This window comes from Cyclobacteriaceae bacterium (assembly GCA_025808415.1).
In the GTDB taxonomy this organism is placed as follows: domain Bacteria; phylum Bacteroidota; class Bacteroidia; order Cytophagales; family Cyclobacteriaceae; genus UBA2336.
In genome coordinates this window covers 2,855,276-2,878,873 of record CP075525.1, presented here as the reverse complement: position 1 = coordinate 2,878,873, position 23,598 = coordinate 2,855,276, and the positions used below count along the sequence as shown (strand labels likewise).

Below are 23,598 nucleotides of genomic sequence, written 5' to 3'. Positions count from 1 at the left end.
TATTTTCCATTTAATGTAAATCCCCTTTAACCACACTTCCTGATCCGCCCCGTAAAATATCTAAGTCACATCCTAAGTCAGCTTGCTGAACATGATCAAGGAAAAATTTAACATACCCTCGTTCGGTATGCGGAGGGGGAGGCGTCCAATTGGCTTTTCGTTTTTTTAGTTCTTCATCACTTACATCGAGGTGAAGTTTTCGGTTTTCAATGTCCAGTTCAATTATATCACCATTTTTAACGAGTGCAAGTGTACCACCAATGGCCGATTCTGGCGATACGTGCAGCACTACTGTTCCACCAGCCGTTCCGCTCATGCGCCCGTCAGAAATCCGGATCATATCGCGCACGCCTTTTTGAAGAAGCTTCTCGGGAAGATCAACATTTCCAACTTCAGGCATACCTGGATAACCGACCGGCCCAACGTTTTTCAGTACAATCACGCAGCTTTCATCAATATCAAGATCCGGGTCATCAATGCGCGCATGGTAATCGTCCATGGTTTCAAATACTACCGCGCGGCCACGGTGCTTCATTAATTCTTTTGAAGCAGCAGAGGGTTTGATTACCGCCCCGTTTTCACACAAGTTTCCTTTTAACACCACTATACCGGATTCTGGTTGCAGGGGTTGATCCAATGAAGCGATTACTTCGCGGTTGTAGCAAGGCGGATTGACATTGTTTTCACCGATTGTTTTTCCGTTAACGGTGATGGAACTGGTATGGAGATATCTTTTGAGCTCATTTATCACTACAGGAAGGCCCCCGGCATAGTAAAAATCTTCCATCAGGTATTTACCTGACGGTTTAAGGTTTACGAGCAACGGAATTTTGCTTCCAATCGTGTCAAAGTCTTCAAGCTTAAGGTCAACACCCATTCTTCCGGCAATAGCCAAAAGGTGGATAATGAAGTTGGTAGATCCGCCCACACCGGCATTTACCACAATGGCATTTTCAAAAGCTTGCCGTGTTAAGATTTTGGAAAGTTTTAAATCTTCTTTCACCATCTCCACAATCCTTCTTCCGGAAAGATGTGCCATTACTTTTTTACGGGCATCAACTGCAGGGATAGCGGCCGCTCCAGGTAGGGTTAAACCCAGGGCTTCTACCATACAGGCCATAGTTGATGCAGTGCCCATAGTCATACAATGTCCCTGGCTTCGGGCAGCACCAACTTCAGCTTCATGAATGTCTTCATCAGAATATTTTTCAACAGATCGTTTTTCCTTGATCATCCAGTTGAAGGATCCTGAGCCGATGCATTCTCCGCGGAAGCGGCCGTTTAACATCGGCCCACCGGGCACTACAATGGTGGGTAAGTCCACGCTGCAGGCACCCATTACGGTTGAGGGAGTTGTTTTGTCGCAACCCGTCAGTAAGACAACACCATCGATTGGGTTAGCACGAATGGATTCCTCCACATCCATGCTGGCAAGATTGCGGAAGAGCATGGTGGTGGGCCGCATGATGGTTTCGCCAAGCGAAGTGACAGGAAACTCCAGCGGAAATCCACCGGCTTCGCGCACGCCACGTTTTACAATTTCAGCAAAATCGCGCAGGTGGCCGTTACAAGGTGTAAGCTCCGACCAGGTGTTACAAATACCGATGACGGGTTTATCTTTGAAGTAATCATCCGGATAGCCTTGGTTGCGCAGCCACGAGCGATGAACAAATCCCATCTTATCAGATTTCCCAAACCAGTCGTAGCTTCTTAATTTTTTGTCCATGTTTGTTTACTGTTTTGCATATTTACCATTAACCAACCTCCAGAGTTGATCAGGGTTATCAGTTTTCAATTCGTTTGGCAGTAATACTTCCGGAAAGTTTTGGTAGCATACCGGCCGGGTAAAGCGGGTGATTGCCAGCGTGCCAACAGAAGTTGTACGGCTATCGGTAGTTGCGGGAAAAGGACCACCATGGACCATAGCATCACAAACCTCCACTCCGGTTGGGTAACCATTGATTATCAGCCTGCCTACTTTTTGTTCCAGTATTTGAATCAGGTCGGCATATTCTCGGAGGTCATCAGGTGTTCCGTGTATTGTTGCGGTAAGATGACCGTGTAGTTTTTGAGCAGCAAGAAGTATTTCGTTTCTGTCGTTAGCCGAGATCAGCAGGGTTGATGGGCCGAATATTTCTTCTTGCAGCGTTGGATTGGTTAGAAAACTTTTGACATCGCTTTCAAATACGTGAGCTGAGGCTGTAAAACCAGAATCAGAACTTTTACCAGCAGCAAGTACATCAACCCCGGTAATGGTTTGCAATAGATTTGTACCGTGCTGAAAGTTGGTGCGGATTTCCTCAGTGAGCATCGTGCCTGCAGGAGTATCAGCAATATGCTTTGATAGCGTGGCGGTTAGTTCGTTGGCATTTTCAGATTTCTCTATAAAAACCAATCCCGGGTTAGTGCAGAACTGGCCTACTCCAAGCGTTACGGAGGCGGCAAGATCGCGCGCAATGTCGTTTCTCTTTTCCTGTACTATACCCGGGAGAATAAACACCGGGTTTGTACTTCCCATTTCTGCATACACGGGTATGGGCTCAGGTCGCGCGCCAGCTTCATCGAACAACGCTTTTCCTCCACGGAACGAACCTGTGAAACCAATTGCTTTTATTAATGGGTGGCGGACAAGACCTAATCCAACCTCATGTGATTGACCCTGGAGCAGGGAGAAGGTTCCATGCGGCATATTGCATTTTTTTATAGCCTGAAGAATGGCATGGCCAACCAGTTCGCTTGTTCCGGGATGTGCAGGGTGTGCCTTAACGACAACCGTGCATCCGGCTGCCAGTGCGGAAGCGGTGTCACCACCGGCAACGGAAAATGCAAAGGGGAAATTGCTGGATCCGAAAATGCCCACAGGGCCTAATGCTTTTTGCATGCTTCGGATATCCGGTTTAGGTAGGGGCTTCCGTTCGGGGTCACCATAGTCTATTCGGGCATCAACCCATGAACCTTCTTTAATATGGGAAGCAAACATGTTAAGCTGATTGACCGTGCGTTGACGCTCATTCAACAACCGCGTCTCGGGCAGCCCGGTTTCTTCCATGCAACGTTCGATCAGCGCTTTGTCAAGCGCTATTATTTCTTCGGTAATGCGAACCAGAAATTCGGCTCGTTTCTTACCACTAATGTTTCGGTAAACCTGAAATGCTTCACTTGCTTTTTTTACCGCCCTGTCAATTTCATGGAAAGTGGCTTCGAAGAAGGGCGGTTCTATTTTTTTTGTTGTAGCCGGATTAACAGCATAAAACGAGGTGTGGCTCTCGCCTGAAATCAGATTGCCGATTATATTTTTTCCTTCAGGTTTCATGCAACAAAATTCATAGTTGTTCAATGCTTGTAAAATGCACCAAAAGGTAATACTTTCAATTCCATCTTTTGTTCAAAAGATTTCGGAGCAGAATTTTGTACTCTGCTGTATAATTATCGATTCGAGGGCTGATACTTTGCGGTTAGGTTTGACATGAAGAAGGTACCGGGAGGTAATTGAAATGAAGCTGAAATGGTCAGATCTTGAAACCAAATCCATTCTTAACCTTCTGCTGGTACTTCTGCTGATTAAATTTGTATAAAAACGATCCCTTCTTAGATGACTTTTTGTTTTTTTCTTTCAATTTTTCAAGAATATTGAATGAGTTGATCTTTTTTGTAAAGTTGCGCTTATCAAGTTTTTCATCCATTATCTCTTCGTAGAGTTTCTGCAGCTGCCGCATGGTAAATTTCGCGGGCAGTAATTCGAAGCCAATTGGTTGGGTGGTGGCCCGGTAACGCAGGCGTTCAATGGCATCGTTAACCATTTCGTTATGGTCGAAGATCAATTTTGGGCAATTCGACATTTTAAACCAGCGGGCAGAGTATTTCTTAATCAACTCCACATCATGTTGCTCAATATTAATAAGTGCATAATATGTAACGGAAATAGTACGTTCAACCGGGTCGCGATCAATTTCACTATAGGCCTTCAACTGTTCAAGGTATACATTGTGCAATCCCGTGAGGGAGTGTAGGATACGTGTAGCGGCATCCTTCAGTGTCTCATCAGCATGAAGAAAGCCGCCCATTAAAGACCACTTGCCCTTTTCAGGGGCAAAATTTCTTTTTATCAGCAGTATTTTTAATTCTTCATCTTGTTGATCAAACCCGAAGATGATACAGTCCACCGCAACAAGTACCTTCTCCTCATTTTTATACTTCTGGATCATAATTATTGACCGCCTTGGCAACAGTATGCCCGCCAAATTGTAAAAAGCTGTGGCGAAAATATAGGTTAATGGTCATATGTTGTTCATGCCGTTAAAATAAATTATGTGGATTTTAATAAATGTATTAAGTACATTTATTTTATATTTAATACCACGTTAACCGGTAAGGCTATGCTAAAGTATTTTATCCAACGAAGAATGAGGTTGCTAACTGTGACTATGATCTGGTTGTGCAACACAATTTTGCTTGCACAAACTGCTGAAGTAACGGCAATCATAAATGCCGATCAGGGCAAGCAACAAATCAGTAAACATATTTACGGCCATTTTTCCGAGCACCTGGGCCGATGTATTTATGGAGGCTTCTACGTAGGGCCGGATAACACAAAGATTCCAAATGTTGATGGTGTGCGAAAGGACGTCATTGCAGCGCTGAAACATATGAAGATACCCAACCTGCGATGGCCGGGTGGTTGTTTTGCTGACACCTATCATTGGAAGGACGGTATTGGACCTAAATCAGAAAGACCAACGCTTGTTAACCGATGGTGGGGTGGGGTTATAGAAGATAATAGCTTTGGTACGCACGATTTCTTAAACCTTTGCGAAGAGCTAAATACCGAACCCTATCTGGCAGCTAATGTGGCAACAGGTACGGTGCAAGAGTTTATCGATTGGATTCAGTATACCACCCATGAGAGCCAAAGTCCTATGGCCGAGTTGAGAAAAAAGAATGGCCGTGAAAAACCCTGGAAAGTAAAATACTGGGGTATTGGAAATGAAGCGTGGGGCTGTGGTGGTAATATGACACCCGAATACTACGCCAATATTTATAAGCAGTTTGCCACCTTTATGGATGGTAAAGAGTTTTACCGTATTGCGTCCGGTGCAAACGTGGCCGATTATCATTGGACGGAAGTGTTGATGCGTGATATCCCAAAAAACCTGGTTGAAGGCGTAGCCCTACATCACTATTCGGTAATTGATTGGAATAATAAAGGATCGGCTACCGAATTTTCGGAAGAAGAGTACATGACTACCATGCAACGGGCCCTTCGCATGGACGAACTGGTAACCCGCCACGCTACTATAATGGATAAATACGATCCGCAAAAGAAAGTTGGGTTAATAGTTGACGAGTGGGGTGGATGGTACAATGTAGAACCCGGAACAAACCCGGGCTTTCTGTACCAACAAAATACCATGCGTGACGCCATGATAGCAGGCGTTACGCTAAACATCTTTAACAATCATTCTGATCGAGTACGCATGGCCAACCTTGCACAAACAATTAATGTGCTGCAGGCTGTTATCCTTACAGACGAGGAGAAAATGCTCCTGACGCCAACATACCATGTGCTTACCATGTACAATGTCCATCAGGATGCCACCTGGTTACCGGTGAATTATAACAATGTTGACTATACCCACAAAGACAAAAAAGTGCCGGCTATTTCAATTTCAGCCTCAAAAGATGCAACTGGTGCAATACATGTTTCGCTGGTGAATATTGATTATGCTAAGAAACACTCGGTGAATGTTGACCTACGCGGCTACGACTTTAAAAAAGTTACAGGAACTATTCTAAGCTCAACCAAGGCACAGGATCACAATACCTTTGATAATCCGGAAAAAATTAAACAAAAGGAATTTAAAGGATTCAAGGCATCAAAATCCAGCGTGCTGGTTGATATGCCTCCGTTCTCTGTTGTCGTGTTGGAGATCAAGTAAGATCAGTTATGCGTGGGCTTTTTTTTTACCTCAAGTCAACAAACGATTGCGCTTTTTATAAAGTTGCTTTATGAAAACGAATTACGTAATAGGATTGGACTTTGGTACAGATTCGGTAAGGGCTGTTCTGGTAGACGCTGGCAATGGAACAACATTGGCCACGCACGTCCATTGGTACAAGCGTTGGCGTGAAGGAAAGTATTGCGATGCGGCTCAATCCATGTTTCGGCAACACATTCTGGATCACCTTGAAGGGATTGAATCAACCATTACGGCAGTGGTGAAGACTTCCGGTATTGATCGGAGTTCGATAAGGGGAATATGCATCGACACTACTGGTTCTTCTCCTGTGCCGGTTGATGAACATGGCGTTGCTTTGTGCCTGAAGCCGGAATTCGAACATAACCCCAATGCCATGATGGTGTTATGGAAAGATCACACCGCCATTAAGGAAGCAGAAGAAATAAATCAACTGGCAAGAAGTTGGGGTGGAATTGACTACACGAGATTTGAAGGTGGCATTTATTCATCGGAATGGTTCTGGGCGAAAATTCTTCACATTATCCGGGAAGATGAAAAGGTGAAAAATGCCGCAGTCTCCTGGATGGAGCATTGCGATTTGATGACCTACATCCTTACAGGAAGTACCGATTTGAAATCTTTTAAGCGAAGCAGGTGTGCAGCCGGACACAAAGCCATGTGGCATGAAAGCTGGATCGGCTTACCTGATGAAAAATTTCTGGAACAACTTGATCCAACATTTAAAGCGTTACGAAAAAATCTTTATGAAGATACCTATACTTCCGATCAGGTTGCAGGAAAACTTTCAGATGAGTGGGCGAAGAAACTTGGGCTTACAACGGATACAATTTTAGCTGTCGGAACATTTGATGCGCATGCCGGTGCGGTTGGTGCAGAAGTGGAAGAATATACCTTGGTACGTGTGATGGGTACTTCAACTTGCGACATTATTGTTTCACCCGAAGGAAAAGTGAGTGATACGGTAAAGGGAATCTGTGGCCAGGTAAATGGTTCAGTCATTCCTGGTATGATTGGTCTGGAAGCTGGGCAATCGGCCTTTGGCGATATGCTGGCGTGGTTCCGTGATATCGTTGCATGGCCAATTGACAATCTTTCTTCGGTGTCGGTTACCGACAGAGAAAAACTCAATGACGAAATCATTACTGCGCTATCACTTCAAGCTGAAAAGCTTCCGATCAGTGAATCAGCACCATTAGCACTGGATTGGATCAATGGCCGAAGAACGCCCGATGCCAACCAGGCATTGAAAACGGCAATCATCAATCTTAGTTTAGGTACGAACGCGCCTGCAATATTTCGTGCACTTATTGAAGCCATTTGTTTCGGTTCCAGGAAAATTGTAGACCGTTTTAAGGAAGAAGGTGTTGAAATAAAATCGGTAGTAGGAGTGGGGGGAGTTGCCAAAAAATCTCCCTTCATCATGCAGACGTTAGCCGATGTATTAAACATGCCCATTAAAGTAGCTTCTTCTGATCAAGCCCCTGCATTGGGTGCAGCCATGTATGCGGCAACAGCTGCCGGATTGTATGGTAGTGTTACACAAGCGAGCAAAGCCATGAGCAATGGTTTTGAAAAAATTTATCAGCCCAATGCTAAAAATGTTTCTGTATATACGAAGATGTACAAAACCTATTGCCAGCTTGGGGATTACATTGAGGGAAGTATTAACCATTGAATATGTCAGATTTTCGCGACCTTAAGGAAAAGTGCTATGAAGCAAACATGAAATTGCCGGAGTTGCAACTGGTAATCTATACGTTTGGTAACGTGAGCGCTACCGACCGTAGGAAAGGTGTGTTTGCCATTAAGCCGAGTGGCGTTGCATATGATGTACTTAAGGCGGATGATATGGTTATTGTTGATTTTGATAACAACATTATCGAAGGCTCTATGCGCCCATCATCCGATACCAAAACACATGCGTTTTTGTATAAGCATTGGAAAGAAATCGGTGGGATTTGTCATACACATTCAACGTATTCCGTTTCGTGGGCACAGGCTCAGCGCGATATCCCCATTATGGGTACAACCCATGCCGATTATCTTACTCATGATATTCCTTGTGCTGCCCCGATGAGTGATGAACTGATCAAAGGCGATTACGAGTACAACACCGGTCAGCAAATACTGGATTGCTTTGCTGAGAAGAAACTGGATTACAAGGAAGTGGAGATGATCTTGATCGGTAATCATGGTCCGTTTACCTGGGGCAAAGATGCCGAAAAGGCTGTATTCAATTCAAAGCTACTCGAAGAACTCGCGCGCATGGCATACATCACCTTATCCATTAACCCGGACGCCCCTCGTTTGAAGGACGCCCTGATCGAAAAACACTATCAACGAAAACACGGTAAAGACGCCTACTATGGGCAAAAGTAAAATGATATCTCTATTATATATATGAATACCTTGAAACACTATGAGGTTTGGTTTATCACCGGCAGCCAGCATTTGTATGGCGACCAGGTGCTGCGCAATGTTGCTACGCATGCTGAAGAGATCGCCAAATCGTTCGACTGCAATTCTACAGTTCCGGTAAGTATAAAGTACAAGGCTGTTGTTAAAACACCTGACGAAATTTTAAAGGTTTTCCGACAAGCGAACAACGAAGCGAAGTGCATCGGGCTTGTGCTTTGGATGCATACCTTCTCACCCGCCAAAATGTGGATCAACAGCTTGAAAATTTTAAACAAGCCGTTTGTTCACCTGCACACCCAATACAATGCTGAAATTCCGTGGAGTGAAATCGACATGGATTTTATGAATGAAAACCAATCCGCCCATGGCGACCGTGAATTTGGTTTTATGGTGAGCCGCATGCGCAAAAGAAGAAAGGTAATTGTTGGGCATTGGAAAGATCCGCAAACCATTTTACAACTTGCCAACTGGACACGCGTTGCTGCGGGCTGGCATGCCTTTCAACATACACGCGTGGCGCGCATTGGCGACAACATGCGCGAAGTTGCTGTTACAGAAGGCGATAAAGTAGAAGCACAGATCCAATGGGGTCTTTCGGTGAATGGTTATGGTGTGGGTGATCTTGTAAAATTTGTAGACGAAGTTTCTGATCAGGATACAGCAAAGCTTGTAAAAGAATACATCGATACCTATGAAGTTTCAGCATCGGTAAAATCAAGCCAGTCATTGAAAGATGCCGCGCGTATTGAGTTGGGGCTTCGTGCATTTATGAACAATGGAAACTTCCATGCCTTTACCGATACGTTCGAAAATCTTCACGGCCTTAAACAACTTCCGGGAATTTCATCACAACGTTTAATGCAGAATGGATTTGGTTTTGGCGCTGAGGGCGATTGGAAAACCGCTGCATTGTTGCGTGCTGTCAAAGTAATGGATCAGGGACTTGCAGGTGGAAGTTCGTTTATGGAGGACTACACTTATAATTTCCAAAACGGAAGCTCCACAGTTTTAGGTGCACACATGCTTGAAATTTGCCCTTCCATAGCAAATGGAAAACCGCGTTGCGAAGTTCATCCATTAAGTATTGGGGGAAAAGAAGATCCCGCAAGGTTAGTGTTCGATGTGGATTCAGGTCCGGCTATAAATGTGTCGCTCATTGATCTTGGCAACAGGTTCAGGTTATTGGTGAATGAGGTGGAGGCTGTGCGGCCCGAACATGATCTTCCTAAACTTCCTGTGGCAAGAGTATTGTGGAAACCCTATCCCGACCTTAATCGTGCGGCACAAGCGTGGATACTGGCAGGAGGTGCGCATCATACGGTATTCAGTAAAGCCATTACAACTCAATTTATTGAAGACTTCGCTGACATGGCTGGTATTGAGCTGGTGATTATTGATAAGGACACCAATATGCGCGAGTTCAATGAAAAGCTAAAGTGGAATGAAGTCTACTACCACATCTTTCAACATCACTGTTAAAATATTCTTGATATGAGAAAAAGTACAAAAAGTACACTGGTATTTGCTCTGCTTTTTGTTTTCGTGCTTGCCTGCGATACGAAAAAGAAATCAGCACAATCTGTTCAACGCGGTTCCTTTGGAGTAATGCCTGATGGCACGGCAATAGAGCAATACACGCTGACCAATGCCAATGGTATTGAAATGAAAGTGATTACCTATGGCGGAATTATCACCTCGCTGAAATTACCAGACCGTGATGGAAAGTTTGCTGATGTGGTATTGGGGTATGATAATCTCGAAGGTTACCTGGAGCAAAATCCATACTTCGGTGCGATCATTGGTCGCTATGGAAATCGTATCGCAAAGGGAACGTTCACGCTTGATTCCGTTCAATATGAATTGGCACAAAACAATATCGGCAACCACCTGCACGGAGGTAATGTTGGATATGATAAAGTAGTCTGGAATGCCGAATCAATTTCTACAGAAAATACAGTTGGATTAAAGCTAACGTACAGAAGCAAGGATATGGAGGAAGGCTATCCGGGAAACCTTGATATTACCGTTAACTACATATTGGGTGATGACAACACATTAACATTTGAATATTTTGCTACAACGGATAAGAAGACCATTGTAAACCTGACCAATCATGCTTACTATAACTTAACCGGAATGCCTGGGGATATACTAGGGCATGAGTTGGTTATCAATGCCAGTGAATACTTGCCCGTTGACAGTACGTTAATTCCCTTACAGCCGGAAAGTGTGCAAGGAACTCCTTTTGATTTTACTAAATCAAAAACTATTGGCAGGGACATTGAAGCAGACCATGTTCAATTAAAAAATGGTGGTGGCTATGATCATTGCTGGATTATTAATAAATCTGGTGATGCTCTAAACTTTGCTGCTTCATTGTTTGATCCGGGTAGTGGCCGCTTCATGGAAATATTCACTACCGAGCCGGGTATCCAGTTTTATTCAGGAAATTTTCTTGATGGAACAATAACCGGAAAAGGTGGTGTGGTTTACAATTACAGAACAGGGCTCTGCCTGGAAACGCAACATTATCCCGATTCACCGAATCGTCCTGACTTCCCTACCACTACACTGAATCCTGGCGAAGAATACAGAACTAAGACGGTCACGAAATTTTCCATTAAGTAACGCTGCTTTATGGTAGACTAAAATGAAAGCGTTGAAGCAAGTCATATTTTCAGGATTAATCTTTGTGTTGATTGCATGTTCATCACAAAAGAAAAAATCAGACGAAAGTATTGAGCTGTTCTCACTCGATAAAGTAAAATTGCTTGATGGTCCATTCAAGGAAGCTCAACAAACCGATCTCAAGTATATTCTTGAACTGGATGCCGACAAGTTATTGGCACCATTTCTAATTGATGCTGGGCTCGAACCTATAAAACCCGGCTATGGCAATTGGGAGGGTACAGGACTGAACGGACATATCGGAGGGCATTATCTGTCGGCATTGGCTATGATGTACAGTGCTACAAGAAATGATTCAATCAAAAAGCGACTTGACTACGCCATCGACTGGCTGGAGAAATGCCAGCAAGCCAATGGCAACGGTTATGTAGGTGGTATTCCAAATGGGAAAAGGATATGGGAAGAAATTTCTGCAGGAGAAATCCAGGCTGAATCCTTTTCGCTTAATGGCGGATGGGTTCCGTTGTATAACATTCATAAAATTTTTGCAGGACTCAAGGATGCTTATGTATACACAAGCAATGAGAAAGCGTTATTGATGTGGAAGAATCTTTCTGATTGGTGGATCAATACGACAAAACAGCTTACTGAAGAACAGTTTCAATTGATGCTTAAGAGTGAGCATGGTGGCATAAACGAAGTATTTGCCGACCTGTTCAGTATTGAAGGCGATTCCATCTACCTGGAAATGGCGAGGAAAATGTCGCATAGTCTTATTCTTGATCCATTACTTAACGAGCACGATTCCCTTACCGGCCTTCATGCCAATACACAAATTCCTAAAGTGGTTGGTTTTTTGAAAGCTGGTATGTTTTCCGGAGATACTTCATGGACGAGTGCATCTGATTTTTTCTGGAAGACCGTTGCACAAAACCGATCTATTGCCTTTGGTGGCAACAGTGTACGGGAGCATTTTAATCCCATTGATAATTTTTCATCCATGCTGGAATCGGAACAAGGCCCAGAAACCTGCAATACCTACAACATGCTTCGTCTTACAAAGGGACTCTGGGAAATTTCAGGCCTTTCATCCTACATCGATTTTTACGAACGGGCCCTGTACAATCATATTTTATCCTCACAACATCCAGGTGGGGGCTTTGTATACTTTACCCCAATCCGACCGAATCATTATCGTGTGTATTCACAGCCGCATCAGGGCATGTGGTGTTGTGTGGGGTCAGGAATGGAAAACCACGCCAAGTATGGTGAAATAATCTATGCCCATCGTGGTGATGATGTTTTGGTAAACCTTTTTATAGCTTCTGAACTCGACTGGAGTGAAAATGAAATTCATATTAAACAGTCAACCCGTTTTCCTTTTGAAGAAGAGAGCACGCTGTTGTTGAAAATCAGCAAACCGAAAAAGTTTAACGTATTGATCCGTGTACCGAATTGGATTGCTGGCGGTAAGTTGTTGGTAAGCATTAATGATGAGGAACCAACAGAGTTTCCTTCTGAGAATGGGTACGCTGTTGTTAACAGAACCTGGTATGATGGTGATAAGGTAGCTGTGAAACTTCCAATGAAGATTACTACAGAGCAGCTCCCTGACAAGTCATCGTGGGTATCATTTCTCTATGGTCCGGTTGTTCTCGTGGCTAAAACAGATACAACAGCGCTTGATGGCTTATTCGCTGACGATAGTCGGATGGGTCATGTGGCCGGTGGTAGAAAGTATCCTTTGGAGAATACACCAGTGTTGATTGGTTCACCGGAAAACCTTTCGCAAAAACTTACTGCACAGATTGGCGAAGAATCACTTGTTGTTTCAATGACAGGCTTGGCTTTACCTGAATCGTATCGAAACTTAAAACTTACTCCTTTTTATCAAATACATGGTGCCCGGTACATCATGTATTGGCCCTATTCGGATTCGACACAATAGACCAATAGTTGACAAAATGAAAATATTCGAAACCATTTCAAAAATGCAACCGTCCTTGCGAGCGGCAGCGAAGCAGTCCCCATTTCAAAGTAAAAAGCGGGATTGCTTCGGTCGTTCCCTGCCTGACCGGCAGGCAGGCTTCCTCGCAATGACGCACTTTCTTTTTTTGAGATGGCTTCTAGCCAGGTTTGTTTACAACACATTACTTGCCATCGCATTAGTATTTGGTTCAGGTGCAGTGATTGCTCAAAGGTTTCCTTTTCAGGATCCAGCATTAACTTCTGAGCAACGAGCAAAAGATTTGATCACTCGACTAACGTTGGAAGAAAAGGCAGCATTGATGTGTGATGTATCAGACGCCATTCCGCGCCTGGGAATTAAAAAATTCAACTGGTGGAGTGAAGCCCTGCATGGTCTTGCAAACAACAATGATGTTACTGTTTTTCCGGAGCCGATAGGCATGGCTGCTTCTTTTAACGATGAATTGGTCTACAAAATATTTAACGCCACATCCGATGAAGTCCGTGCGCGCTACCAGGAAGCGAGGCGCAAAGGCGAAGAGAACAGACGTTTTCTCAGCCTTTCGGTTTGGACACCTAATATTAACATTTTCAGAGACCCGCGATGGGGCAGAGGTCAGGAGACCTATGGTGAAGATCCATACCTGACTTCGCGCATGGGTGTTTCCGTGGTACGGGGCTTGCAAGGCCCTGAAGATTCGAAGTATAAAAAGTTGCTGGCCTGTGCGAAACACTATGCTGTACACTCGGGTCCGGAGTGGAGCCGTCATGAACTCAATCTTAACAATATTGATCCGAGGGACTTGTGGGAAACCTATCTTCCTGCTTTTAAGTCGCTGGTGCAAGAAGCTGATGTGCGCCAGGTGATGTGCGCTTATCAGCGGTTAGAGGATGAGCCGTGTTGTGGAAGCACGCGATTGTTGCAGAACATTCTCCGTGACCAATGGGGATTTAAGCATCTTGTTGTGTCTGATTGCGGAGCGATTGGGGATTTTTATTCCAGTCATCATGTTTCATCTACACCGGTTCATGCTGCGGCTAAAGGTGTGTTGGCAGGAACCGATGTTGAATGCCAATGGAATAACCATAATTATAAAGAGCTACCTGCGGCTGTTGAAAGAGGTTTAATCACCGAAGAGGAAATTGATATTCGCCTGATGCGTGTTTTAATCGGTCGGTTTGATTTGGGTGAAATGGATGATGACGAGCTGGTACCCTGGACCAAAATTCCCGCTTCCATTATTAATAATGACGAGCACCGAAAATTCGCCCTGGATATGGCACGGGAGTCCATGACACTTCTTCAAAATAAGAATGACATCCTGCCCTTAAAAAAATCCAATAAGCGAATTGCGGTAATCGGACCGAATGCAAATGATGCCCCTATGCTGTGGGGTAATTATAATGGACGCCCGGTGCGTACCATAACCATTCTGGATGGTATCGTTTCAAAATTATCGCCCGATAAAATAGTGTATGATAAGGCGTGCGACCTGGTAGAGGATAAAGTAACAGAGAGCTACTTTTCGAAATCATCGCTTGAGGGTAAGAAAGGAATCAAGGCTACTTACTGGAATAATGGTGATCGAACGGGTGATATCGTAGCCACTCAACAGATCACTGATCCGATTAAATTAACTACCGCAGGCCAGCATGAATTTGCATCAGGTGTTAAGCTACTTGGTTTTTCGGGAAAATATGAAACGGAGTTTGAAGCAACTCAGGATGAAGAGATCGTTTTCAAGTTTGGCGCCACCGGGTATTTCGCTTTGCTGGTTAATGGTGAAAAGCTGGTAGAGTATAGCAATTGGCGAACACTGCCATCACGCCATCCTTACAAAGTTGAGAAAGGAAAGAAATATAAGATAGAGGTTCACTATGCTCAGTTAAACAACTGGCAGGCTAACATTGAATTTAATTTTGGCAGAGAGGTAGATGTTGATTTCACCGATCTCATTAATAAACTGCAAGGTATTGATGTGGTTGTGTTTGTGGGGGGGCTATCAACCCAACTGGAGGGAGAAGAGATGCCGGTATCCTTTCCGGGATTTAAAGGTGGCGATCGCACCGATATAGAACTGCCACTTGTGCAACGCAATTGCCTGAATGAATTGAAGAAAGCAGGGAAGAAAGTGATTTTTGTAAACTGTTCCGGTTCGGCTATCGGGTTAGTGCCTGAAACGCAGAGTTCTGATGCAATACTTCAAGCATGGTACGGAGGTGAATCGGGAGGACAAGCTGTAGCCGATGTTTTGTTTGGTGACTATAATCCATCAGGAAAACTTCCTATAACATTTTATAGAGACACTACACAATTGGCAGATTTTGAAGACTATTCCATGAAGGGACGTACCTATCGCTTCATGTCCGATGCACTCTTTCCGTTCGGTTTTGGATTAAGCTATACAAAATTCAACATTGGTAAGGGTAGGCTTACATCGAATGTGATTCCAACGAACGGGTCTACACGATTGATTGTACCTGTATCGAATACAGGCAAAATGAACGGAACAGAAATCGTACAGGTGTATGTGCGTAAGGTAAACGATGTTGATGGTCCGCTAAAAACATTACGGGCATTTCAACGTGTTACGGTTGCTGCCGGCAAAACTGTAGAAGCCTCACTAGAACTTCCTGCTTCTTCCTTTGAGTTCTTTGACCGGGCAAGTGGTAAGATGAGGATAGTTCCTGGAGAGTACGAGGTGTTGTATGGGAACAGTTCAGATAAAATGGATCTGAAAGTTGAAAAGATTAAAATGCAATAGAGCGGTTTTGAATTAGATATATAGTATAACTATAGTTTAATGAAGTTAGTGTTACCATTTGCTTTGGTTTTTCTGGTTATGCTTGGCTGTTCGGAAAGCAGAAGCCCTTTAAAGCTATGGTACAATAAACCTGCTGGTGATGTATGGGAAAACGCGTTACCCATAGGTAATGGCCGATTGGGTGCTATGGTTTATGGAAACGTTGAGAAAGAAACAATCCAGTTGAATGAGCATACCGTGTGGAGCGGGAGTCCGAACCGGAATGATAATCCTGTGGCACTGGCTGCTCTTCCTGAAATCCGTAAACTAATTTTTGAAGGTCGCCAAAAGGAAGCTGAACAACTTGCCAACAAAGTAATCATCTCAAAAAAATCACATGGGCAGATGTTTCAGCCTGTGGGTAGCCTTCACCTTTCATTTCCTGATCACGAACAATACAAGAATTATTATCGAGAACTCGACATTGAGCAGGCAGTTGCAAAAACGGAATACACCGTAGGCGATATCACGTATAAGCGTGAAGCATTTGCTTCATTACCGGATCGTGTGGTAGTGCTACGCTTAACAGCAAGTAAACCAAAAAGTATTTCGTTCACTGCTTCATTCAGCACACCACAACCAAGAGCGACAACACAAACATCACCGGATAATGAATTAATCATATCCGGTACAACAACTGATCATGAAGGTGTGGAAGGCAAGGTCCGGTTTAAAGGATTATCACGCATCAAACCTGAAGGTGGAGCACTAACTGCCAATGATACGGCAATTATAGTTAACGAGGCAAATTCAGTAACTATTTACATTTCCATTGCTACGAACTTTAGTAACTATCAGGATATTAGTGGTGATGAGCATAGTCGTGCTAGTGAGCAGATGAATACTGCTTTCTTAAAATCTTTTGACAACCTTGCAAAGGCTCATATCAAAGCATACCAGCATTATTTCAATCGCGTAAAGCTTGATCTTGGTGTTACAGATGCGGCTAAACTACCTACTGATGAACGCCTGAAGAATTTTGCTTCAGCGAATGATCCACAGTTTGTTACACTTTACTTTCAATATGGCCGGTACTTATTGATCTCATCTTCACAACCCGGGGGACAACCTGCTAACCTGCAAGGCATCTGGAATAACAAAATGAAGCCCCCGTGGGACAGTAAGTACACCATCAACATCAATGCAGAGATGAATTACTGGCCAGCGGAGAAAACAAATCTTTCGGAATTGCATGAACCGTTTCTCCAGATGGTTAAAGATCTGTCTGAAACCGGAAAGGAAACCACGCGGGTGATGTACGGTGCACGTGGCTGGATGGCGCATCACAACACTGACCTTTGGCGTGCCACCGGTGCGGTTGACGCGGCCTTCTGGGGTGCATGGGTTTGTGGAGGTGCATGGTTGAGTCAACATTTGTGGGAACATTACCTGTACAATGGCGACAAGGAATATCTCGCATCGGCTTACCCAGCAATAAAGGGTGCGGCAACTTTCTTTGTCGATTTTTTGATTGAGCATCCAGCCTATGGTTGGCTGGTTGTTAATCCTGACATGTCACCCGAGAATGCACCCAAGGCTCACCAGGGTTCTTCATTAGATGTTGGCACTACCATGACCAATCAGCTTGTGTTCGATGTATTCAGTTCAACCATTCGTGCCGCAGAAATTTTGAAGAAAGATGAAGCCTTTGTTGATACACTGAAGCAAATGCGTAGCCGCTTGGCACCCATGCATATCGGCCAGCATGGGCAATTGCAGGAGTGGCTGGACGATATTGATGATCCTGATGATCACCATAGACATATTTCGCACTTATATGGATTGTATCCTTCCAACCAGATTTCGCCTTACACAACACCGGAGTTATGCAGCGCGGCAAAAACAACATTGCTTCATCGCGGAGATGTTTCTACCGGATGGAGCATGGGTTGGAAAGTAAACTGGTGGGCAAAATTGCTGGATGGTAACCATGCTTTCAAACTCATTCAAAATCAACTCACCCCTGCCGGCACTATGCCTGAAGGAGGTGGAACCTACAACAACTTGTTTGATGCTCACCCGCCTTTCCAGATTGATGGAAACTTTGGATGCACTTCCGGTATTGCTGAAATGCTGATGCAAAGTGCCAATGATGCGATTGACCTTATCCCGGCCCTTCCGGATGGCTGGCCAACGGGCAGCATTTTCGGTTTGCGTGCCCGCGGTGGTTTTGAGGTGGTGGAATTGCAATGGAAAGATGCAAAGGTGGTGAAGGTTGTTATCAAGTCAACGTTAGGCGGTAATCTTCGGCTGAGAGTTTCCAATGAAATGAAGTGGAATGGTGGAGTATTGGCGAAAGCTATTGGCAAAAATCCGAATGAATTTTTTCAAGCTGACGAAATAGCTGCACCTGTTGTATCACCGCGGGCGGCCCTAACGCCACCACAACCACGCAATACGTTTTTGTATGATTTACCAACGCAAAAAGGAAAACTATATACGCTAACAGCCAACTAACACCATAAGTAATGAATATCATAAATCAGCAGAATATGAATAGAAAGACCATCGCAGGCGTTTTGTTTATCTGGACGATGCTCTGCATTTCAGTTGTTTCATGGGCTCAGCCGCGAGGGCCTTTTGTCATATCTCCGCAAGTGAATACAGATAAAACCGTTACGTTCAGGTATCTGGCGCCTTTGGCGAAAGTCGTAAAGCTTAGCGGGCAGTTTCTGAAATCACCGGTAGAGATGACGCGTGACTCCCTTGGAATCTGGAGCACCACCGTTGGCCCAATTACTCCTGATATTTATCCATATTCTTTTCAGGTGGATGGCGTAACGGTGATGGATCCGGCTAACGTAGCCTACTTTCCGAATGAGCGCTTCAAGGCAAGTTTGGTAGATGTTCCGGGAGAAACTCCATTGATTCATGCCATGAGGAATGTTCCGCATGGCACTGTTTCGTATGAATATTATCCTTCTGTGGAAGGCAGCACAGGTTCAGTTGTGGTTTACACACCACCGGGATACAATAAAGCATCGTCAACCAAGTACCCGGTATTTTATTTAATCAGCGGCACAACCGATACCGAAGAAACATTTTTCAAAGTTGGTCGAACCAATTTGATTCTGGATAATCTCATTGCCGAAGGAAAAGCCAAACCCATGATTGTGGTGATGCCTTATGGAAATCCACTTGCCAGAATCGCTGAGCAACAAGGCAAACCTAAACCAGCCGACCAGATGGGCAGGGATAGTGAAGATGCAATTAAGCGTGCTAAACTTTTTGAGACAGATTTGGTCAATAATATTATCCCATATATCGAAAAAAACTATCGCGCTATTCCAAACAAAGACAGCCGTGCTATCGGGGGCTTTTCTCGTGGTGGTGGGCAAACGTTACGCACTGCTTTCGGCAACATGGATAAGTTCTCGTGGATCTGTTGTTACAGCGCTTACCTGTCAACACCTGAAATGGAGAACACATTTAAGCACATTGGTGAAAATTCAGACGTTACCAACAAACAGTTGAAATTGCTTTGGGTGAGCGTGGGCGATGAAGACTTTCTTTATAAACCAACTGTTGAATTTTTGGATTATCTGAAATTGAAAAACGTGAACCACAAAAGCCTGATAACACCTGGCGGGCACACGTGGATGAACGTGAAAACGTATGTGGCTGAAACAGCTCAGCTGCTTTTTAAGTAATTCCATCATAACTCAATCCAATGACATTAATTGTTAAACTATGAAATCAATACATATACTTACGTTAACCCTGCTTTCCTTAACCCTTGTAGCTCAACCCCCGAGGCCACCAGCCATCAGCTCACCAGAGGTGAATGCAGACAAGAGTATCACATTCAAATACTACAACCGCACTGCGCAGCGCGTGTACGTGAGTGGCGAGTTTTTGAAATCGCCAGTGGCGATGAAGAGAGATACTTCAGGTGTGTGGAGTGTAACCGTGTCGCCTGTAACGCCTGATATTTATCCCTATAGTTTCTGGGTGGATAGTGTACAGATGGCAGATCCGAACAATTCCTACATTTTTGCCAATGAGCGCTTCAAGCGCAGCATTGTGGATGTTCCGGGCGATAAACCACTCATCCATTCTTTGCAGAATGTTCCCCACGGCAAAGTCTCGTATTGCTATTATGATTCGAAGACATTAGGCACAACCCGACAGCTACTTGTTTATACACCACCCGGCTTTGATGCGAATGGTAAGAAAAAATATCCAGTTGCAATTCTCAGGTATTATTTTATAATTGTATAATTAACACTTAATCGAAGATGAGATCAAGCGTTATTTTAGGTTTTCTCTGGGTCGCTTTTCTTCTAAAAGCAAACCATTCCAATGGTCAGCAGGCTAAAAATCCCATCATCTTTTCCGATGTTCCCGATATGTCCATCGTGCGTGTGGGTGATTCCTATTACATGAGTAGCACCACCATGCACATGAATCCGGGTGTGCCCATTATGAAATCAAATGACTTGGTGAACTGGAACTTGATCAATTATGCTTATGATACACTAAGTAGTATTGATGCAGTGAATCTCGACAATGGCAAAAGCATGTATGGAAGAGGTTCATGGGCAAGTTGTATACGGTATCACAACAACACGTATTATGTAAGTACATTTTCCAGCACTACGGGCAAGACTTACATCTTCACAACAAAGGACATTGAAAAGGGTCCATGGAAAGTTTCATCTTTTAGTCCGTCTTATCATGATCACACCTTGTTCTTTGAAGATGGTCGTGTGTATTTGATTTATGGTGTTTCAAAACTTAAGATGGTGGAGCTCACGGCTGATGCATCAGCTGTAAAGCCAGGAACAGAAGAGCGGGTACTTATTGAAAATGCAAGTGCTCCTGCCGGGGACAATATTATGCTTGGCGCGGAAGGATCGCAGTTGTTTAAAGTGAATGGAAAATATTATCTATTTAACATCACTTGGCCGAGAGGTGGTATGCGTACGGTTATTATTCACCGGGCCGATAATATAACAGGTCCGTGGGAGGGCCGTTTGGCTTTGCAAGATCTCGGTGTAGCACAAGGTGGTTTGATTGATACACCTGACGGCACCTGGTATTCATACTTGTTTCGCGACTACGGAGCGGTTGGTCGCATACCTTACCTGGTACCTATGAAGTGGGAGGATGGCTGGCCAGTTCTCGGGATTGATGGAAAAGTTCCTGAAGAGCTTGATCTGCCTGCGAACAAGAGTATAATTCTTGGCATAGTTGCTTCGGATGAATTTACGCGCAAAAAAGGTGATCGTGAGTTGCCATTGGTATGGCAGTGGAACCACAACCCTGACAAAAAAAATTGGTCGCTGAGTGAAAGAAAAGGTTTCTTCCGACTTACAACTGGTCGAGTTGATACTTCATTTTACATGGTAAAAAATATGCTTACCCAACGCACCATCGGGCCTGAGTGCACAGCATATACTCGTGTTGATGTATCTAAAATGAAAGACGGAGATTTTGCAGGCTTGACACTGTTCCAAAAAAGATATGGCCAAGTAGGTGTCAGGTTCGAGAACGGTTTGAAATCTATCGTGATGATCAGTGCCGAATCGGAAAAACCGGTGGAGATGGAACGCGTTCCGCTTTCGCAGAATATAATTTACCTGAAAGCTGAATGCAATTTCAACGATAAAGCCGACACAGCAGAGTTCTTTTATAGTCTTGACGGGAAATCATGGAAGCACATCGGCCAACAACTTAAAATGTCCTACACCTTACCGCATTTTATGGGCTACCGTTTTGGATTGTTCAACTATGCAGCCAAAGAAGTGGGAGGATTTGTTGATTTTGACTACTTCCGGATTGAAGACCGAAGATCAAACCAAATGAAGTGATGAAAGCAATCAGTACACTTTTAAGGGAATACAAACTGGTGCTCATTCTTTTGGCAATGGTTGTGTTTGCATGTAACCGGAAAGTGGATGAACACTTGACAATTACCAGTCCAGACAAAAATATTGTGGTTACTGTCGATTCTGAAAAACTGGTTTACAGTATTGTGTATAAAGGTGAATCGGGTTTGCGGGAATCGAAGTTGGGTCTGATTCGAGATGACGAAGATTTTTCAACAAATCTGACAGTAACAAAGGCTTCTTCACCCGTGGTGGTGAGCGACAGTTACAGCATGCTTACCGCCAAGAAGAAAAGCATCACATACACGGCCACCGAAAGAATCATTGAAACAAAATCGTCATCCGGAAAGAAAATGAACATCACTTTTCGGGTATTCGATGATGGTGTTGCGTTTCGTTATGAATTTCCTGAGACATCGTCAGATGTACGAAAAATTATTTCTGAAGAAACAAGCTTTCGTTTCTTTGAAGGAACAAGAGCCTGGCTTCAACCAAAAGCCGAAGCACAAACCGGGTGGGAGCATACCAATCCATCCTATGAAGCACATTATATGATGGAGATAGAAACAGGCACACCATCTACCACAAAAAATGGCTGGGTGTATCCTGCTTTGTTTAAATACAATAACACGTGGATGCTGATTACGGAAGCTGCGTTAGACCGAACTTATTGCGGCACAGCGCTTCAACAATATTCACCTGATCATGAATACAAGATTAATTTTCCACAAGCGCCCGAAGTGTTTACCAATGGTGCGTTGAATCCTGAATCAACACTTCCGTGGAAAATGCCCTGGAGAATTATCGTAATCGGAGATTTGAAAACAATAGCAGAATCAACGCTGGGCACCGATCTGGCTTTGCCCGCTTTAAAGATGGATACAGATTTTATAAAGCCCGGAAAGGCATCATGGAGTTGGATATTGAAGAAAGACGATTCAACGGTATTTAAAGTTCAAAAAAAATATGTTGACTTCGCAGCTGATATGAACTGGCAATATTGTCTGCTGGATGCAACGTGGGATAAGTTAATGGGCTACGATTCAGTGAGGATACTTGCCGAATATGCCAAAAGTAAAAATGTTGGGTTACTGCTTTGGTATAATTCCGCTGGTGACTGGAACACAGTTAAGTTTACGCCCAAGGATAAATTGCTCACGCATGAAGACCGGATGAACGAATTTGGTCGTTTACGCGAAATGGGTATCAAGGGAGTTAAGATAGACTTCTTCTCAGGCGATGGACAATCTATGATCAACTATTATCAGGATATCCTCGAAGATGCTGCCGCGAATCATCTGCTCGTAAATTTTCACGGGGCCACATTACCCAGAGGCCTGCACCGTACCTATCCCAACTTGATGACGGTTGAAGCGGTGTTTGGCTATGAAATGATAACGTTTGGACAAAATTCTGCGGATAAAGCCCCTGAACATTCTGTAATGTCAGCGCTTGTCAGGAATGCTTTTGATCCGATGGATTTTACACCGATGAACCTGTATGAAATTCCCCGTATAAGGCGTATAACTACTGCGGCTTTTGAATTGGCTACTTCAGTAATCTTCCTATCGGGAATACAGCATTATGCTGAAAGTCCTGAAGGAATGGCGCATGTTCCAGATAACGTCAAAGACTTTTTGAGAGAACTACCCGACTACTGGGAGGATGTAAAATTTGTTGACGGTTATCCGGGAAAGTTATTTGTGGTTGCCAGAAAGGCGGGAGATAGCTGGTATGTAGCCGGAATTAACGGAGAAAATACAGAGAAGTCACTCACACTTGATTTGTCTTTTCTCAAGAACAGAACCGCACGACTAATAGCAAACGGAAGCAATAGTAGTGACGAACCATCATTTGCAGAAACATTCGTGAACCTGTCTGCTACAGGAGAACTGAATATTGTGTTAAAAGGAAATGATGGTTTTGTGGCAGTGGTCAATGATTAAAGCCTAATTGGAAATTATAGCATGA

At 43.9% G+C, this 23,598-nt stretch carries 15 protein-coding genes; 12 read left to right on the top strand and 3 right to left on the bottom strand.

Annotated features, from left to right (window positions below):
* Nucleotides 1-10: 10 nt before the first annotated feature.
* The 3 genes from KIT51_12895 to KIT51_12885 all read right to left on the bottom strand — a co-directional run bounded on the left by KIT51_12895 (nucleotide 11) and on the right by KIT51_12885 (nucleotide 4,205).
* Entirely contained in the window at nucleotides 11-1,726 is a 1,716-nt protein-coding gene (locus KIT51_12895) for a dihydroxy-acid dehydratase (protein ID UYN85764.1), read from the bottom strand.
* Between the two features lie 6 nt (nucleotides 1,727-1,732).
* Complete coding sequence (locus KIT51_12890; protein UYN85763.1) at nucleotides 1,733-3,313, bottom strand: aldehyde dehydrogenase (NADP(+)); 1,581 nt, start codon at nucleotides 3,311-3,313, stop codon at nucleotides 1,733-1,735.
* A 196-nt stretch (nucleotides 3,314-3,509) separates the two neighbouring features.
* Nucleotides 3,510-4,205 carry an NUDIX hydrolase gene (locus KIT51_12885; protein ID UYN85762.1) on the bottom strand — a complete coding sequence of 232 codons (696 nt, stop codon included), beginning with the start codon at nucleotides 4,203-4,205 and terminating at the stop codon, nucleotides 3,510-3,512.
* Nucleotides 4,206-4,403: 198 nt separating this feature from the next.
* On the opposite strand from KIT51_12885, the gene KIT51_12880 reads away from it, so the two are divergent.
* The 12 genes from KIT51_12880 (at nucleotide 4,404) to KIT51_12825 (ending at nucleotide 23,573) form a co-directional block, all read left to right on the top strand.
* Nucleotides 4,404-5,936: an alpha-N-arabinofuranosidase gene (locus KIT51_12880; protein UYN88586.1), complete on the top strand. Its 1,533-nt coding sequence runs from the start codon at nucleotides 4,404-4,406 to the stop codon at nucleotides 5,934-5,936.
* A gap of 70 nt (nucleotides 5,937-6,006) precedes the next feature.
* Nucleotides 6,007-7,653 (top strand): ribulokinase, encoded by a 1,647-nt coding sequence (locus KIT51_12875; protein UYN85761.1) that lies wholly within the window; start codon nucleotides 6,007-6,009, stop codon nucleotides 7,651-7,653.
* Nucleotides 7,654-7,655: 2 nt separating this feature from the next.
* Complete coding sequence (locus tag KIT51_12870; protein ID UYN85760.1) at nucleotides 7,656-8,357, top strand: L-ribulose-5-phosphate 4-epimerase; 702 nt, start codon at nucleotides 7,656-7,658, stop codon at nucleotides 8,355-8,357.
* Between the two features lie 21 nt (nucleotides 8,358-8,378).
* On the top strand, nucleotides 8,379-9,875 hold the full coding sequence (araA, locus tag KIT51_12865) for an L-arabinose isomerase (GenBank protein ID UYN85759.1): 1,497 nt from the start codon (nucleotides 8,379-8,381) through the stop codon (nucleotides 9,873-9,875).
* A gap of 12 nt (nucleotides 9,876-9,887) precedes the next feature.
* A complete protein-coding gene (locus KIT51_12860) occupies nucleotides 9,888-11,024 on the top strand; it encodes a galactose mutarotase (protein ID UYN85758.1) in 1,137 nt (378 codons plus the stop codon).
* A 31-nt stretch (nucleotides 11,025-11,055) separates the two neighbouring features.
* On the top strand, nucleotides 11,056-12,972 hold the full coding sequence (locus KIT51_12855; GenBank protein ID UYN85757.1) for a glycoside hydrolase family 127 protein: 1,917 nt from the start codon (nucleotides 11,056-11,058) through the stop codon (nucleotides 12,970-12,972).
* A 166-nt stretch (nucleotides 12,973-13,138) separates the two neighbouring features.
* Nucleotides 13,139-15,757 carry a glycoside hydrolase family 3 C-terminal domain-containing protein gene (locus tag KIT51_12850; GenBank protein UYN85756.1) on the top strand — a complete coding sequence of 873 codons (2,619 nt, stop codon included), beginning with the start codon at nucleotides 13,139-13,141 and terminating at the stop codon, nucleotides 15,755-15,757.
* A 39-nt stretch (nucleotides 15,758-15,796) separates the two neighbouring features.
* Nucleotides 15,797-18,253: a glycoside hydrolase family 95 protein gene (locus KIT51_12845; protein ID UYN85755.1), complete on the top strand. Its 2,457-nt coding sequence runs from the start codon at nucleotides 15,797-15,799 to the stop codon at nucleotides 18,251-18,253.
* A gap of 35 nt (nucleotides 18,254-18,288) precedes the next feature.
* Nucleotides 18,289-19,446, top strand: a complete 1,158-nt coding sequence (locus KIT51_12840) for an esterase (protein ID UYN85754.1) — start codon at nucleotides 18,289-18,291, stop codon at nucleotides 19,444-19,446.
* Nucleotides 19,447-19,486: 40 nt separating this feature from the next.
* Entirely contained in the window at nucleotides 19,487-20,017 is a 531-nt protein-coding gene (locus tag KIT51_12835; protein ID UYN85753.1) for a hypothetical protein, read from the top strand.
* Between the two features lie 17 nt (nucleotides 20,018-20,034).
* The gene (locus KIT51_12830) at nucleotides 20,035-21,609 is read left to right on the top strand and encodes a glycoside hydrolase 43 family protein (protein UYN85752.1); all 1,575 of its coding nucleotides are present in this window, start codon (nucleotides 20,035-20,037) and stop codon (nucleotides 21,607-21,609) included.
* Nucleotides 21,609-23,573, top strand: a complete 1,965-nt coding sequence (locus KIT51_12825; protein ID UYN85751.1) for a glycoside hydrolase family 97 catalytic domain-containing protein — start codon at nucleotides 21,609-21,611, stop codon at nucleotides 23,571-23,573. Before KIT51_12830 ends, KIT51_12825 begins: the two co-directional genes overlap by 1 nt.
* Nucleotides 23,574-23,598 lie beyond the last annotated feature (25 nt).